The sequence below is a fragment of the Massilia sp. PWRC2 genome, from assembly GCF_049896725.1.
In the GTDB taxonomy this organism is placed as follows: domain Bacteria; phylum Pseudomonadota; class Gammaproteobacteria; order Burkholderiales; family Burkholderiaceae_D; genus JAFCUW01.
Genome location: NZ_JAFCUW010000006.1, coordinates 12405 through 27172 on the forward strand (window position 1 = coordinate 12405; position 14768 = coordinate 27172).

A 14768-nucleotide genomic window follows, 5' to 3' on the forward strand; every position below is an offset into this window, starting at 1 on the left:
ATCACCAATGCCGCACGATCACATCAGCGACCCGGCCGCCGCCAGCGCGGCCATCCTCGACAGCGCCGAGGCGACCGCGCGCGTGCTGGGCGACGGCGCCCTTTATCTGCGCATGCTGCGCCGATTTCAGCATGATCATCCGGCCGGCGCCAGCCCTGTTCGTGCCGCCCTCGCCAGCGCCGACAGCGCCCTCGCGCACCGGCTGGCGCACACACTCAAGGGCAGCGCCGGCATGATCGGCGCCCATCGCCTGCACGGCTGCGCGGCGCGTCTCGAACAGCGCCTGCGCACGGACGGCGCGGCCGCTGCCAGCAGCGACCTGCTGCTGCTCGAACAGGCCATGGGCGATGTCTTGCTGGCCATCGGCGCACTGGTCGACGGCGTGGCCAGCGTGCCGCGGGCAACGGCGGCAGCGCTGGCAACAGGGCCGGCCGTCGCCGCTGCTACCCTGCTGCTGGACCAGCTGGACCAATTGCTCGATATGGGCGATGGCGCCGCCATCGACCTGCTTGAGCGCGGCGCAGCGACGATCAAAAACGCCATCGGCAGCGTTGCCTTCAGTGAAGTGATGCTGGCGGCAAACGCGTTTGATTTCGAAGCGGCGCTGGCCAGCGTGCGCCGCGCCCGCAGCGGGCTGGCACATGACCCGGTGCGACTGGCTAAGGAGTAAACGCCGCCTCGTCATCGAAGCCGTCGGCGCACGCCTTGTTGCAAAAGCGCTTGACACTGTCGAGCGTTTTTTCGCAGTACCAGCACGATCCCTTCGGTGGCAGGCTTTGGCGCGCGCGCACCGGCACAGTGGGCGGCGCGAGCGTGGCGTCGGCCGCAGTGGCATCGATCTTCGTCACACTCTCTTGCACGGTTCCCACAATGTCCCCTTTCGAGCGGCGGCCCGCGTAAATTTCTACGGCAAGATTACTTCAATGAAATACCGCAGGCATGATTTGCATCAAGCAGGACAGGTGGCCGTTTCCTGAAGCAGTGGCAATACGATACAACACAAGTTACGCCGAATAGCCGGGGTGCGCAATCAACAACGGCGGCCCGCGACGCGCTGTCGCCGTGCCCCAACAACGCGACAATATGCTAGCGCACTGGTTCGACGTGAATGACGAGCGCGTCGGCGCTGGTGCGGATGGCAGTGGGCACGAACTGCACGCCGCCATAGCGTAAATCTTCCATCTGAAAGTGATAAACGGGTAACTCGCGCATCGATTGTTTGAGCAGCACATTGACCAGTGCAGTGAACTGCTGCTGGCGGCCGCCATCGGCACCGTCCACGCTGAGCTGGTCGAGGCGGGGATCGTTGAGGAACACGTCGCCACGGGCGACGTCGATCGATAGCCGTCCCGACAAGGCCAGGCTGGCACCCCACGACTGCTTGATGAAGGGGGGCGCCACCAGCGCATCGAGGCGCAGGCCGACCCGATCGCTATCGGCCTGCATGAACAGGCGGGGATTACTCAATTGTACGTCGAGCAGTTCGATCGCCTTGTTATGCAAAGGGAAGCGGCGTTCGACGCCCGCCTGCAGTTTCGACAAGGGAATGCTGACGTCGCGCGGGCCGACCAGGCTGGCGCAGGCGGACAGGCACAGCAGCGCAACCAGTACGGCGGCAACACGACAATGGTGGGCGATCAGGGCAGGCATGGCAGTGAACATAATAAGACGCGACCGCGAAAGCCTAGCACATCAGTGCTGCGGCCGTGCTGGCCGCCACGCGGCTGACCTCAGTCACGCCAGGCAGCGGCGGTACAGGGCCAGATAGGCGGCGGCGGCACGTTCCCAGGTGAACTGGGCGGCATGGCGGCGCACGCGCTCGGCGCCGCCGTCGGCAAAATCGGCCAGGCCCCGCTCGAACACCTGGGCCATGTGCTCGGGTTCGAAATCATCAAAATAATAGGCGGCAGCGCCACCCACTTCCGGCAGCGATGTCAGCGTCGACAGGAACACCGGCTTACCGTGGTACATCGCCTCGATCACCGGCAAGCCGAAACCCTCGGCCAGCGAGGGAAAGGCAAACGCTTCGCAGTTGGCGTAATACCAGTTCTTGTCAGCGGCGCTGACGGGGCCGGTGATGATGACGCGGTCGGCCACCCCCCAGGCGGCGGCCTCGGCCAGGATTTTTTGTTTGTACGGTTCCTGCACCACGCCGGCAATCAGCAGCTGCCGCTGGTTGCCGCGCAACAGTGGCACCAGTACGTGAAAATTTTTCTTGGTGCACAGCATGCCGAGGGCGAACAGAAACGGCTGCGCGGGCACGATGGCAGGCCGATGGTCCACCGGCGGCAAGCTCCAGTCGGCGCCATTGTGAATCACCGACAGCTTGTCGCGCGCCTCGGGGAAAAAGCGGACGATGTCGGCCGCAACAAAATGCGAAATCGCCACAATGTGATGGGCCCCGGCCACTTTGACGCGCAAGCGCTCGAGGTGCTTGCGGACACGCACGTGGTCGCTGCCCTGCTCGTGCACCTGGTTCAAATCGTGTACCGTCATGATAGTGCGGCCATGCACCCGCGCCGGACCGAAGCGGCAATACTGGTCGCCGAAATGGACCAGCTCGAAGTGTTTTCGCAGGGGAAAAAACCAGCGATGATATTTGCGATGCCGCACATAACCGGCGGCCTCGCCCAGCACGCCATGCTGCTGCCGGTAGGTGTAGACGCTGACCGTCATGTCAGGCTGCGCCTGGCGGACGATTTCACCGCCAAGCCGGTGACCGAAGCTGTGCAGGCCGGTATTCGCGTGCCGCATCGAGTCCAGCGTCAGCAGCACCGCCGGCTTCATGGCTGGCTTCATGGTCGATCCCCGTGTGCCAGCGCGCGGCTGCGCCAGCCCACCACCACGGCGGCGACGGCGTCGACACTGATGGCGGCCATGCAGGCGCAACTGCCCGCCCCCGTACAACTGGCGCAGCGGGTGGGCGCGGCCAGCGACTGCGCCTGGCTGCCCAGCGCGCCCCAGCGGGCAATGTCGATCGGCTGAATCGGCGGGAACAGGCCCAGCGCGGGACGGCCCAGTGCGGCGGCCACGTGCAGGGGACCGGTACCGCTGGCCACGAGGCCATCGGCGGCGCCGATGAATGCCGTCAAGCCGGCCAGATCGACCGTGCCGCACAGGTCGCGCACGTGCGGCATGGCCAGCAGGGCGGGCGCCTGCTGGCGCAGGAAGGCGCCTTCGGCTGCGCTGCCGGTAATCCAGATAGCCACGCCGGGCAGCGCCTGCAGCTGGCGCGCCAGCGCTTCGTAGTGACCGAGCGGCCACTCGCGGCCATTGCCATTCGATTTGGGATGCAAGATCAGATTGAACGGGGCAGCGGCGCGCAGGGTGGCGGCCGCCGCCAGCGCCGGCGCCTGTAAGCCATACAAGGAGGCAATAGCAGCGAGCGGCGGCGCATAGTCGATGCCGAGCGGGCGCAGCAGTTCAAAGTTCAGCTGCGCTTCATGCAAGTGCGAGCGCGAGCGGTTGAAATGGGCCAGGCGGTTGCAGTGAAGCCAGTGAAACAGGCGATGGCTGGTGCCGACCCGCTCGGCCACACCGGCGCGGCGGGCCGCCCTGGCCAGCCGGCGGTTGGGGAACGCAAAGATGACGATATCGTAGGTGCTGCCGGCGAACAGCGCGGTGGCGGCATCATCGCTGTCATTGTCAAACGTCAGCACATGGTCGACATTGCGACATTGCGCGACCACCGGCGCGGCGTACGGGCGGCACAGCACATCGACCGTCGCACCGGGCCAGCGCTGCTTCAGATAGCCGGCCAGCGGCAGCGTCAATACGACATCGCCGATATTATCGGTACGACAAATCAAAATGCGCGCGCGCGCGCGCCGGGCATCGGCGGCGGCGTGCCTGGCGGCGACAGCTTTGTGATTTTTACCAAGAAGACCGTAAAAGAATACGGGGATTGCCATGCTCATACTCGTCCGAAAAGAAAGCCGTCCGCCTCGATCTGGCAGGCCGGACACCGCTGTGATCGGCGATCTGCGCGCGGCCGGTCGATTGTAGTGCGACAACCCATCGAGCGCCGACTATTTTTGTAAAACCGGTATAAATCGTGTCAATCTACCATCATTTGCCAATGCAAAAGCGACCAAAAATCACTCCCAGCAAATCATCCGACGAGAACGCTCCCGTAATGGATGACAGTTGCGCCTGTGCCAGCCGCAATTCTTCGGCAAACAGATCGAGCGACTGGTCGCTCCGGGCCGCATGGGCGGCGGCCACGTCGAGGTGCTCGCGTGCAGCACGCAGGGCGATCAGGTGGCGTTCGCGGGCCAGGTACAGCGATTCACCGGTCTGCTGCCAGCCGGCGATGCGCAGCAATTGCTCGCGCAGCAGGTCGATGCCGCTGTGTTCGTTGGCTGACAGGTAGACACTGACGGCGTCCGGCGCCACCTCGACCGCACTCTGATGGCCCGACAGGTCGATCTTGTTCCAGATGCGCAGCACCGGCACGCCGCGCGGAAAGGCGGCGACGATGGTTTCATCGGCGGCGGTGGGGCCGTAGCTGGCGTCGAGCAGGTGCACGATGACATCGGCCTTGACCACCTCGCCCCAGGTGCGCTCGATGCCGATCCGCTCGACCTGGTCGATGTCTTCATCGGCCGCGCGGATGCCGGCGGTGTCGATGATGTGCAGCGGAATGCCCTCGATCTGGATGGTTTCACGGACCTTGTCGCGGGTCGTGCCAGCGATCGGCGTGACGATGGCAATATCGGCGCCGGCGAGCGCATTGAGCAGCGACGATTTGCCGACATTGGGCTGCCCTACCAGCACCACATTCAAGCCTTCGCGCAACAGCGCACCCTGGGCGGCCTGCTGGAACACCTTGTCGAGCGAGGCAACGATCACGGCCAGCTGGCCGCGTGCATCGGATTGTTCCAGAAAATCGATTTCTTCTTCAGGAAAATCGAGGGTCGCTTCGACCAGCATGCGCAAATTGATGGTCTGTTCGACCAGCACATGGATGGTTTTCGAAAATGCACCTGACAGCGACTGGGTGGCAGAGCGCGCGGCCGCCTCGGTGGAAGCGTCGATCAGATCGGCCACCGCTTCGGCCTGGGCCAGATCGAGCTTGTCGTTCAGATAGGCGCGGCGGGTGAATTCACCCGGCTCGGCCAGCCGCAAGCCAGCCGGTTCGCCCGCCTGCAGCACGCGCGCCAGCAACATTTGCAGCACCACCGGTCCGCCGTGCCCCTGCAGCTCGAGCACATCTTCACCGGTGTAGGAATGGGGGCCCTTGAACAGCAGGGCCAGGCCCTGGTCGATGACGCTGCCGTCAGCGGCGGTGAAATCGATAAAGGTGGCATGGCGCGGGCGCAACACCACGCCGGGGAACAGGGCAGCGATCAGTGGCGCCAGGTCCTTGCCGGACGCGCGTACCACGCCGATGCCGCCGCGCCCCGCTGCAGTGGCGATGGCGGCGATGGGGGAAGAGTCAAGTTTCATGGGGAGGGATTTTACCTCCTTCCCCATGCTTGCTGCGGCTGCTACTTCAGGATGGCGCCTGGTCGGCCCCTTTCGGCATCTGCCGCAGCAGCTGGCGCACCATCAGCGCCACCGCCAGCACCCCGATCACCAGCACCGACCACAGCACCACGTTGCGGGCGCGCGCGCTGCCGCCAGCTGGGCGGCGCTGCTACCGCTTGCGGCACTGGTTCGGGTTCAGTTGCCGGTGGTGCAGGCAGCGCTACCGACTCGGGCGCAGGTTCGGGTTCCGGTTCGGCTACTGGTGCAGGCACCGCTGCCTGCTGGAGCGCCGGTTCGGCTGGCGGCGGAGCGGACAGTTCGGCTGCCAGCACCATCCCGGCAGTGGGCGCCTCAGCGACGTTCTGCGCTGCCAGTACTTCCAGCCGCATCAGGCGTCGCTCCAGGCCGGCCAGTTCCTGTCGAAGCGACACCCCGTCGGCGCGATCGCCGTCCTGCTTGCGTCCTAAAAACATGGCGGCTATTAGCACTGGATAGCCCAGTACAAACACCACCGCCATCAACATCATCAAAAAGTCGTTCATCGCCGGCCCCCCAACGTGCTGTGAGTGGCGGGACGATGGCATTCTATTGATGCGTCAGTGCAAGAAGTTGGCCCCTGCCGGCTCCGAGTGTGAAAGCGCTAAAACGCAACGCGTTGTTCAATATCAACATTGACCTGATTAAAATTTGTCCAGGCGAAAAAAAAGGACCAGTCCGCAGACCAGTCCTTTGATATCACATCAACCGCCTCAGCTTACGCCGGCTTGGCCTGCGCAAATTTCTTGGTGATCACCCATTGCTGGCCGATCGACAGGATGTTGTTGACCACCCAGTACAGCACCAGGCCGGACGGGAAAAAGAAGAACATCACCGAAAAGGCCAGCGGCATAAACAGCATCATCTTCGCCTGCATCGGATCGGCCGGCGCCGGGTTCAACTTGGTGGTGATGTACATCGAGATCGCATACAGCACCGGCAGGATGCAGTACGGGTCATGCTGCGACAGGTCCTGGATCCAGCCCATCCACGGCGCGCCGCGGAATTCGACCGACGCTTGCAGTACCCAGTACAGGGCGATAAACACCGGCATCTGCACCAGGATCGGCAGGCAGCCACCCAGCGGATTGATTTTTTCCGCCTTGTACAGCTCCATGGTCGCCTGGTTCATCTTGGCGGGGTCGCTCTTGTAACGCTCGCGGATCGCCTGCATCTTTGGCGTCACCAGTTTTACTTTGGCCATGCTCTTGTAGCCAGCTGCCGACAACGGGAAGAACAGCAGCTTGATCAGGATGGTGAAGGCGATGATGGTCCAGCCCCAGTTGCCGAGGAGGTTGTGGATCTGGTTGATGACCCAGAAAATCGGCTTGGCGATGATGGTCAAAAAGCCATAGTCCTTGACCAGGTCGAGACCGGGCGAGACTTTTTCCAGCAGCGTTTCATCCTGCGGACCCGAGTACAGCTGGGCCGTGGTGCTGACCACCGCGCCGGGCGCCATCGTGCCCAGCGGGCTGACGGTACCAATCGCGTAACGGTTGGTGTCGACCTTCTTGGTGTAGATTTCACGCGCAGTGTTTGGCTGCGGCACGAACGCCGAGACGAAGAAGTGTTGCGAGATGGCGACCCAGCCGTTGTTCGACTTGGTGGCGTGATCAGCGTGGCCATTCTTTTCGATCTTGGCAAAGTCCAGCTTCTGGTACTTGTCTTCCGGCGTGTACAGGGTCGGACCGGTAAAACTGCTGTTGAAATATGAATCGCCTTCTGGCTTGTTACCGTCATGCAGCAATTGCAGGTACAGCTGCGGCGTCACGGCGGCAGCGCCGACGTTGGCAACGTCGTGACGCAGGTCGATCACATACGAGCCCTTGTGGAAGGTATAGGTCTTGGTCAGCTTGACGCCGCCCGCTTCCGATTCGAGCACCAGTTGCACCTGATCGCCGCCATCGATGGCGCGCACGCCTGGCTTGGCGGTAAAGATGGTGTTGTGGTTGGGCAGCCCGGTGGCGCCGACCAGGCCGGTCTGGGCCAGGTAAGCGTGGTTGGTGCCTTCATCGAACAGCACTTCGTTCTTGGTCTTGTCGACCAGAGGCTGACACCACTGGAACAGGCCGAAGCAGCCGCCGAACCAGCCCGGGTGGCCGGTCTGCTTGTACTTCAACAGTTCCAGACGGCGGACGACGCCACCGGCGGTATCGATGTCGACCTTGATGACATCGGTGCTGATGGTGATGATCTGGCGCTGGGCGGTCGCAGCGGCCCCTAGCACGCCGGGCACGACAGGCGCACCGGCGGCGGCAGGCGCTGGCAGGGCGCTGCCCGCGCTGCCATTGGCGGCAGCAGGGGCAGCGACCACCTTGGCCGGCGTCGGCCGCGGATTGAAGAAGGACTGCCCGCCGTTCGCCACCATCCAGTCGTTCCACAGAACGAACAGCGAGACGGCGAACACGATCCACATGATGGTGCGTTTATTGATTTCCATTGAGGTTTCTGTCAGCAGTGAGAGTCAGGTGAATCGGAGAAAATGTCAGTGGTGGCAAGCGCAGGCGCCCGGCGTCGGATCAGACTTGGGCGGCACCGGATCGAGGCCGCCCGGGTGCCACGGATGGCATTTGCCGAGGCGCCGCACGGTCAGCCAGCTGCCGCGCGCGGCGCCGTGGGTGCTGATGGCCTCGATGGCGTAGTGCGAACAGCTGGGATAAAAACGGCAACGCTGCCCCAGCATCGGCGAGAGCAGCAACTGGTAAGCGCGCAAGGCGATGACGAGCAGCCGCTTCATGGTGCGGGCAGCGGCGCGGCCGCGGCAGCGCTGGCAGACAAGCGCGCCAGGCGCGCCGAATCCTTCGCCTGCTGAGTGAACAGGCGGCTGATTTCGGTGCGCACGGCCAGCTTGAGCGCACTATTCGTGGCCGGTCCGCTTTTGGCGTTGACCGGTTTCGCCAGCCGCACGATACAGTCGAGCGCCGGCAGCGCCGTCAGGCGAAACAGCTCGCGGGTGACGCGCTTGATCGTGTTGCGGGTGACCGCGCGCGGCGCAAACCGTTTGGCCACGACAACGCCGAGCCGCGCGTGAGGCAGCTCGGTGGGGCGGGTGTAGAGAACGAAATGCGCCGTTTTTTGCGCCGGACGCAAACGAAAAACGGATGAAAATTCATCCGTTTTAACGATACGCCGAACGCGCGCGAAGTCGTGTGAACCTTCGCCCGTCATGCCAGACTTATACAGCCAGGCGTTTGCGGCCCTTGGCGCGGCGCGCATTGAGGACATCGCGACCGCCACGGGTAGCCATGCGTGCACGGAAGCCGTGCGTGCGCTTGCGACGGACGACGGAAGGTTGGTAAGTACGTTTCATGGTGGTCTCGCTTAAAGCTAAATAAAGTGCAAAATCGAATCTGACGTCCCGTCAGTGTAGGGCGCAAATGACATTTCGCAGAGGGTTAAGCCAGCGACACGCCAAAGCTGATATTTCTTCGCCCGCTGTCGCACAATCACGTCAAACGCAGCCAAATTCGACTGTCTGACACAGAGTCCGGTCGGGGAACCCTGAATTAGACACCAGATCACCCTGCGCTGTCAACGTTGGCATCATTTTGGCGGCCGCTTGCCTTGCCGTTAAGCCACAGGTGTCCTGCCACCGCCGGGCCGGCAAGCGTGACTTGCCGCTACGTGCAGCCTCAACAAATTCGGCGTCCCCCTGTGGATAACTTCGGCCTTCGCAGGTAGAATAGCGAGTTACGTGTGAGCTTTTCACACCCCTGTTACCACAAGACGATTCATGGAAAATTTTTGGCAGACCTGTTCCGCGCAGTTGGAACTGGAGCTGACACCGCAGCAGTTTAGTGCCTGGATCAAGCCCCTGGTCGCCCTCGACTTCGAAGACGGCCGGCTGCGCATCGGCGCGCCCAATCGATTCAAGCTCGACTGGGTGAAGACACAATTTGCCACCCGCATCACCGCGCTGGCGGCGCAATATTGGGAAGCGCCGATCGAGGTGCAGTTCGTGCTCGACCCAAAAAACGCGCTGCCGAAAAAAGCGGCGGCGCAGGTCAGTGCGCCGGTGCCCGACAGCATGGGCAACGATATGCGCACCGGTGCACCGATCGGCCAGGGTCAGGGTCAGGGTCAGGGTCAGGGAGTGGGCCAGAGTTTTCCAGCCCAGGACAATATCGCCAATTCGCCGCGGCGCGAGCAAAGCCGCATCAATACCGAGCTGACATTCGACAGTTTCGTCACCGGTAAAGCCAACCAGCTGGCGCGCGCTGCTGCCATCCAGGTGGCGAATAATCCGGGCGTGTCGTACAACCCGCTGTTTTTCTACGGCGGCGTCGGCCTCGGTAAAACCCACCTGATTCACGCCATCGGCAACCAGGTGATGGCCGACCAGCCGGGCGCGCGCATCCGCTATATTCACGCCGAGCAGTACGTACGCGACGTCGTCACCGCCTATCAGCGCAAGGGCTTCGACGACTTCAAGCATTACTACCATTCGCTCGACATGCTGCTGATCGATGATATTCAGTTTTTTGGCGGCAAAAGCCGCACCCAGGAAGAGTTTTTCTACGCCTTTGAAGCGCTGATCGCCGCCAAAAAACAGATCATCATCACCAGTGACACCTATCCCAAGGAAATCACCGGGATGGACGACCGCCTTATCTCACGTTTCGACTCTGGCCTGACGGTGGCGATCGAGCCGCCCGAGCTGGAAATGCGGGTGGCGATTCTGCTCAAGAAAGCCAATTCGGAAGGCGTCAATTTTTCCGACGACGTCGCCTTTTTCGTCGCCAAGCACCTGCGTTCGAACGTGCGCGAACTCGAAGGCGCCTTGCGCAAGATCCTGGCGTATTCGCGCTTCCACGGCAAGGACATCACCATCGATGTCGTCAAGGAAGCACTGAAGGACTTGCTGTCAGTGCAAAACCGGCAGATTTCGGTGGAAAATATCCAAAAGACGGTGGCCGACTTTTTCAACATCAAGGTGGCCGACATGTACTCGAAGCGGCGGCCGGCAAATATCGCCCGCCCGCGCCAGATTGCCATGTACCTGGCCAAGGAATTGACCCAGAAAAGTCTGCCGGAAATCGGCGAACTGTTCGGCGGACGCGATCACACCACGGTGTTGCACGCGGTACGCAAGATCGCCCTCGACCGCACCAAGAACGCCGAATGCAACCACGAATTGCACGTGCTCGAACAGACGCTCAAAGGCTGAGGAGGCGCGGGTGCGCGCAGCGTGGGCGGCCAGCAAAATAGCGTTATTCAGGGCAATTTCTGGCAAAATAGCGTGGATGTTTATCGCCCAATAGTTACAACTTAAGCAACGCCATTTAACCGTTAAATCGATCAACCTACCGAGGATTATTATGCAATTGGTCAAAACCACCCGAGATACCCTTCTCCGGCCACTGCAGATCGTGAGCGGTATTGTCGAGCGTCGGCACACCATGCCGATTCTGGCCAATATCCTCATCCGCAAGGACGGCGAAAACGTCTCTTTCCTGTCGACCGACACCGAAGTGCAAATCACCACGCACGCGCAAATCGGTTCTGGCGCCGAAGTGACGGGCACCACCGTTGCCGCCCGCAAGCTGCTCGATATTCTGCGCGCGCTGCCCGAGTCGGGCGACGTCACCATGACGCTGCTGAACAAGCGCCTGACGGTGCAGACCGGCAAATCGCGGTTCGCCCTGCAAACCCTGGCCGCCGAAGAGTTCCCGACCGTCAATGTCGCCGACACTTACAGCGCCAGCGTCACCCTGCCGCAAAAAACCCTCAAGCACCTGTTCCAGATGGTCCATTTTTCGATGGCCCAGCAAGACATCCGCTACTACCTGAACGGCCTGCTGCTCGTGCTCGACGGCAAAAACGTGATCGCCGTCGCTACCGACGGCCACCGCCTGGCGTTCTGCCAGGTCGAAACGGAAGAAGAGTTTACGCGCCAGGAAGTGATCATTCCGCGCAAGACCATTATCGAACTGCAGCGCCTGCTCGAAGAAAGCGACGAGACTGTCCAGCTCGACATCTCGGCCAGCCAGGTCAAGCTGACCTTTGCCGATATCGAACTGGTCTCAAAACTGGTCGAAGGCAAGTTTCCCGATTACACCCGGGTGATCCCGAAGGGTTACAAAAACGACTTCACCATCGGCCGCGATGAACTGCTGCGCTCGCTGCAGCGGGCCGCGATCATGACCAGCGACAAGTTCAAGGGCGTGCGCTGCATCATCACCCCGGGCAGCATGAAGATCAGCTCGACCAATGCCGACCAGGAAGAAGCGGTCGAAGAACTGGAAATCGACTACGGCGGTGAATCGGTCGACATCGGTTTTAATGTCACTTACCTGCTCGACGTGCTTAACAATCTCAAGTGCGACCAGATTAACATCGCGCTGGGCGACTCGAATTCGTCGGCACTGATTTCGATTCCGGATAATCCCGACTTTAAATACGTCGTTATGCCGATGCGGATTTAACGCATTTAGCAGGGGGACTGGCGTCGAAGGTGCCGGTCCCCAGTGTACCCATTGCGTCAGCAGAATTAGCACCACCGTTCCCAGAGAAAGCAGTCCATGTCCGAAAACACCGCACCAGTTCCCAATTCCGAAGAATACGGCGCAGCACAGATTCAAATCCTGGAAGGGTTGGAAGCGGTGCGCAAGCGGCCCGGCATGTATATCGGCGACACGTCCGACGGCACCGGCCTGCACCACCTGGTATTCGAGGTGCTCGACAATTCGATCGATGAATCGCTGGCCGGCCATTGCACGGAAATCCACGTCACCATCCACGCCGACAATTCGATTTCCATCACGGATAACGGCCGCGGCGTGCCGACCGGCCTGAAAATGGACGACAAGCACGAGCCGAAACGTTCGGCAGCAGAAATCGTCATGACCGAATTGCACGCTGGCGGCAAGTTCGACCAAAACTCGTATAAAGTCTCGGGCGGTTTGCACGGGGTGGGTGTGTCGTGCGTGAACGCGCTGTCGAAACTGCTCAAACTGACCATCCGCCGCGACGGCAAAGTGCACCAGATGGATTTTGTGCGCGGCGTGCCGCAAGAGCGCGATATCGAAATGCGCGACGGCATTGCCGTCTCTCCCATCCGCGTGGTTGGCGAAACCGATAAACGGGGCACCGACGTCCATTTCTGGGCCGACGAAACCATTTTTAATCACGTCGAATTTCACTATGAAATTCTGGCCAAGCGCATTCGCGAACTGTCCTTCCTCAACAATGGCGTGAGCATCAAGCTCACCGACCAGCGCACCGGCAAGGAAGAACTGTTTGCCTTCGAAGGCGGCACCCGCGGCTTCGTCGAATACATCAACAAGACCAAGACGGTGCTGCACCCGACCGTGTTCCAGGCCACCGGCGACCGCATGTCGGACCAGAACACGAATATCAGCGTGGACGTGTCAATGCAGTGGAATGACGCCTACAACGAACAGGTGCTGTGCTTTACCAATAACATCCCGCAGCGCGACGGCGGCTCACACCTGACCGGCTTGCGCGCGGCGATGACGCGGGTAATCAACAAATACATCGACGAGCACGATTTCGCCAAAAAAGCCAAGGTTGAAATCAGCGGCGACGACATGCGCGAGGGACTCACCTGCGTGCTGTCCGTCAAGGTGCCGGAACCAAAATTTTCGTCGCAAACCAAGGACAAGCTGGTGTCGTCGGAAGTGCGCGGCCCGGTTGAAGAAATCGTCGCCAAAACGCTGTCGGACTACCTGGCCGAAAAGCCGAACGACGCCAAAATCATTTGCGGCAAGATCGTCGAAGCCGCCCGTGCGCGCGAAGCGGCCCGCAAAGCGCGCGATCTGACGCGCCGCAAGGGCGTGATGGATGGCATGGGCCTGTCGTCCAAGCTGGCCGACTGCCAGGAACGCGACCCCGCCCTGTGCGAACTGTACGTGGTCGAGGGAGACTCCGCAGGCGGCTCGGCCAAGCAGGGCCGCGACCGCAAGTTCCAGGCCATTTTGCCGCTGCGCGGCAAGGTGCTCAACGTCGAGAAGGCGCGTTTTGAAAAAATGCTGTCGTCCGAGCAGATCACCACCCTGATTGCCACCCTCGGCACCTCGATCGGCCCTGACGAATTTAATATCGACAAGCTGCGCTACCACCGCATCATCATCATGACCGATGCCGACGTCGACGGCGCCCACATCCGCACCCTGCTGCTCACCCTGCTGTACCGGCAAATGCCGCAGCTGGTCGAACGGGGCCACGTGTACATCGCCCAGCCGCCCCTGTACAAGGTCAAGGCGGGCCGCGACGAGCGCTACCTGAAAGATGACGTCGAAGAAGCGAGCTACATGATGACGGTGGCATTGAACACCGCCAGCTTGATGCCGCGCGACGGCGCCGATCCGATTACGGGCGACGCGCTGGCCGAGCTGGTGCGCCAGTTCAACCTGTCGAACGCCATCATGATGCGGCTGACGCGGATGATCGACCGCGCCGCGCTGACCGCCATCATGACCGGCGTCACGCTCGACATGACCAGCCTGGCGGGCGCCACGGCGTCGGCCGCGGCGATGCAGGACGTCATCGCCGACCGCGCAGTCACGGTCAGCGTGCGCTCGGACGACCTGACGGAAAAGCACAGCCTGCGCATCGAGCGTATGCACCACGGCAACATCAAAGTCACCTCGATCGATGCCGATTTTACCGACAGCGCCGACTACAACGTGCTGGCCGCTGCCGCCGCCACCTTCCAGGGCTTGATTGGCGAAGGCGCGTTCATTCGCCGTGGCGAAGGCGAGCGCGTCAAGGAATCGGCTGTCGTCGACTTCCACCACGCCATGCAATGGCTGCGCGACGAAGCCGAACGCACCGTCACCAAGCAGCGCTACAAAGGGCTGGGCGAGATGAATCCGGAACAGTTGTGGGAAACCACGATGGACCCGAAAGTGCGCCGTTTATTGAAAGTGCAGATCGAAGACGCGATTGCAGCGGACCAGATTTTCACCACGCTGATGGGCGACGATGTGGAACCGCGCAGGGCGTTTATTGAATCGAATGCACTGCGGGCGGGGAATATCGACGTGTAAGTATTTTGTAGCTGGAGTCATCAATTGCGGTTTTGTAGCCCGTCCATGAATAAGTGATAAATGGACACGCCACGATCGCTTGATTGACCAATACCGCTAGCAACGCGGGAACAAACACGCGGCCACCTCAATGAGGTGGCCGCTGTGCTTTGCGCCATCGATATGCCTTTTCAATCATGAACTAACGCAATGTGGCTGCGGCGACCATCAACACAACGTTGCATCGGCTGGACGCTTGCGGTAGAAACCACG

14 protein-coding genes are annotated in these 14768 nt (G+C 61.6%); 4 read left to right on the forward strand and 10 right to left on the reverse strand.

Annotation, left to right across the window (positions count from 1 at the left end; genetic code table 11):
* Window positions 1-7: 7 nt before the first annotated feature.
* Window positions 8-670 (forward strand): Hpt domain-containing protein, encoded by a 663-nt coding sequence (locus tag ACP7BZ_RS13005; RefSeq protein WP_426113754.1) that lies wholly within the window; start codon window positions 8-10, stop codon window positions 668-670.
* Here the strand turns inward: ACP7BZ_RS13005 and ACP7BZ_RS13010 are convergent.
* From ACP7BZ_RS13010 to rpmH, 10 genes are all read right to left on the reverse strand, one after another.
* Window positions 660-869, reverse strand: a complete 210-nt coding sequence (locus ACP7BZ_RS13010) for a hypothetical protein (protein WP_426113756.1) — start codon at window positions 867-869, stop codon at window positions 660-662. The two genes, ACP7BZ_RS13005 and ACP7BZ_RS13010, sit on opposite strands and share 11 nt — an antisense overlap.
* A gap of 217 nt (window positions 870-1086) precedes the next feature.
* Entirely contained in the window at window positions 1087-1650 is a 564-nt protein-coding gene (locus ACP7BZ_RS13015) for a DUF1439 domain-containing protein (protein ID WP_426113757.1), read from the reverse strand.
* 84 nt (window positions 1651-1734) lie between these two features.
* The gene (locus tag ACP7BZ_RS13020; protein ID WP_426113759.1) at window positions 1735-2799 is read right to left on the reverse strand and encodes a glycosyltransferase family 4 protein; all 1065 of its coding nucleotides are present in this window, start codon (window positions 2797-2799) and stop codon (window positions 1735-1737) included.
* A complete protein-coding gene (locus ACP7BZ_RS13025; RefSeq protein ID WP_426113761.1) occupies window positions 2796-3911 on the reverse strand; it encodes a glycosyltransferase family 9 protein in 1116 nt (371 codons plus the stop codon). The genes ACP7BZ_RS13020 and ACP7BZ_RS13025 overlap by 4 nt, the downstream gene beginning before the upstream one ends.
* A 157-nt stretch (window positions 3912-4068) precedes the next feature.
* Entirely contained in the window at window positions 4069-5448 is a 1380-nt protein-coding gene (mnmE, locus tag ACP7BZ_RS13030) for a tRNA uridine-5-carboxymethylaminomethyl(34) synthesis GTPase MnmE (RefSeq protein WP_426113763.1), read from the reverse strand.
* A 41-nt stretch (window positions 5449-5489) separates the two neighbouring features.
* Window positions 5490-6011 carry a hypothetical protein gene (locus tag ACP7BZ_RS13035; protein ID WP_426113765.1) on the reverse strand — a complete coding sequence of 174 codons (522 nt, stop codon included), beginning with the start codon at window positions 6009-6011 and terminating at the stop codon, window positions 5490-5492.
* A gap of 212 nt (window positions 6012-6223) precedes the next feature.
* A complete protein-coding gene (gene yidC / locus ACP7BZ_RS13040; RefSeq protein ID WP_426113767.1) occupies window positions 6224-7945 on the reverse strand; it encodes a membrane protein insertase YidC in 1722 nt (573 codons plus the stop codon).
* Window positions 7946-7990: 45 nt separating this feature from the next.
* A complete protein-coding gene (gene yidD, locus ACP7BZ_RS13045) occupies window positions 7991-8242 on the reverse strand; it encodes a membrane protein insertion efficiency factor YidD (protein WP_426113769.1) in 252 nt (83 codons plus the stop codon).
* A complete protein-coding gene (gene rnpA / locus ACP7BZ_RS13050; RefSeq protein WP_426113771.1) occupies window positions 8239-8673 on the reverse strand; it encodes a ribonuclease P protein component in 435 nt (144 codons plus the stop codon). Before rnpA ends, yidD begins: the two co-directional genes overlap by 4 nt.
* A 7-nt stretch (window positions 8674-8680) precedes the next feature.
* The gene (gene rpmH, locus ACP7BZ_RS13055; RefSeq protein ID WP_010401996.1) at window positions 8681-8815 is read right to left on the reverse strand and encodes a 50S ribosomal protein L34; all 135 of its coding nucleotides are present in this window, start codon (window positions 8813-8815) and stop codon (window positions 8681-8683) included.
* Window positions 8816-9238: 423 nt separating this feature from the next.
* Between rpmH and dnaA the strand changes: the two genes are divergently transcribed.
* From dnaA to gyrB, 3 genes are all read left to right on the forward strand, one after another.
* Window positions 9239-10672, forward strand: coding sequence for a chromosomal replication initiator protein DnaA (gene dnaA, locus ACP7BZ_RS13060; protein ID WP_426113773.1), 1434 nt, complete (start codon window positions 9239-9241; stop codon window positions 10670-10672).
* A 151-nt stretch (window positions 10673-10823) separates the two neighbouring features.
* The gene (gene dnaN, locus ACP7BZ_RS13065) at window positions 10824-11930 is read left to right on the forward strand and encodes a DNA polymerase III subunit beta (RefSeq protein WP_426113775.1); all 1107 of its coding nucleotides are present in this window, start codon (window positions 10824-10826) and stop codon (window positions 11928-11930) included.
* Between the two features lie 96 nt (window positions 11931-12026).
* A complete protein-coding gene (gene gyrB, locus ACP7BZ_RS13070) occupies window positions 12027-14516 on the forward strand; it encodes a DNA topoisomerase (ATP-hydrolyzing) subunit B (protein ID WP_426113777.1) in 2490 nt (829 codons plus the stop codon).
* The last annotated feature ends 252 nt before the right edge of the window (window positions 14517-14768 follow it).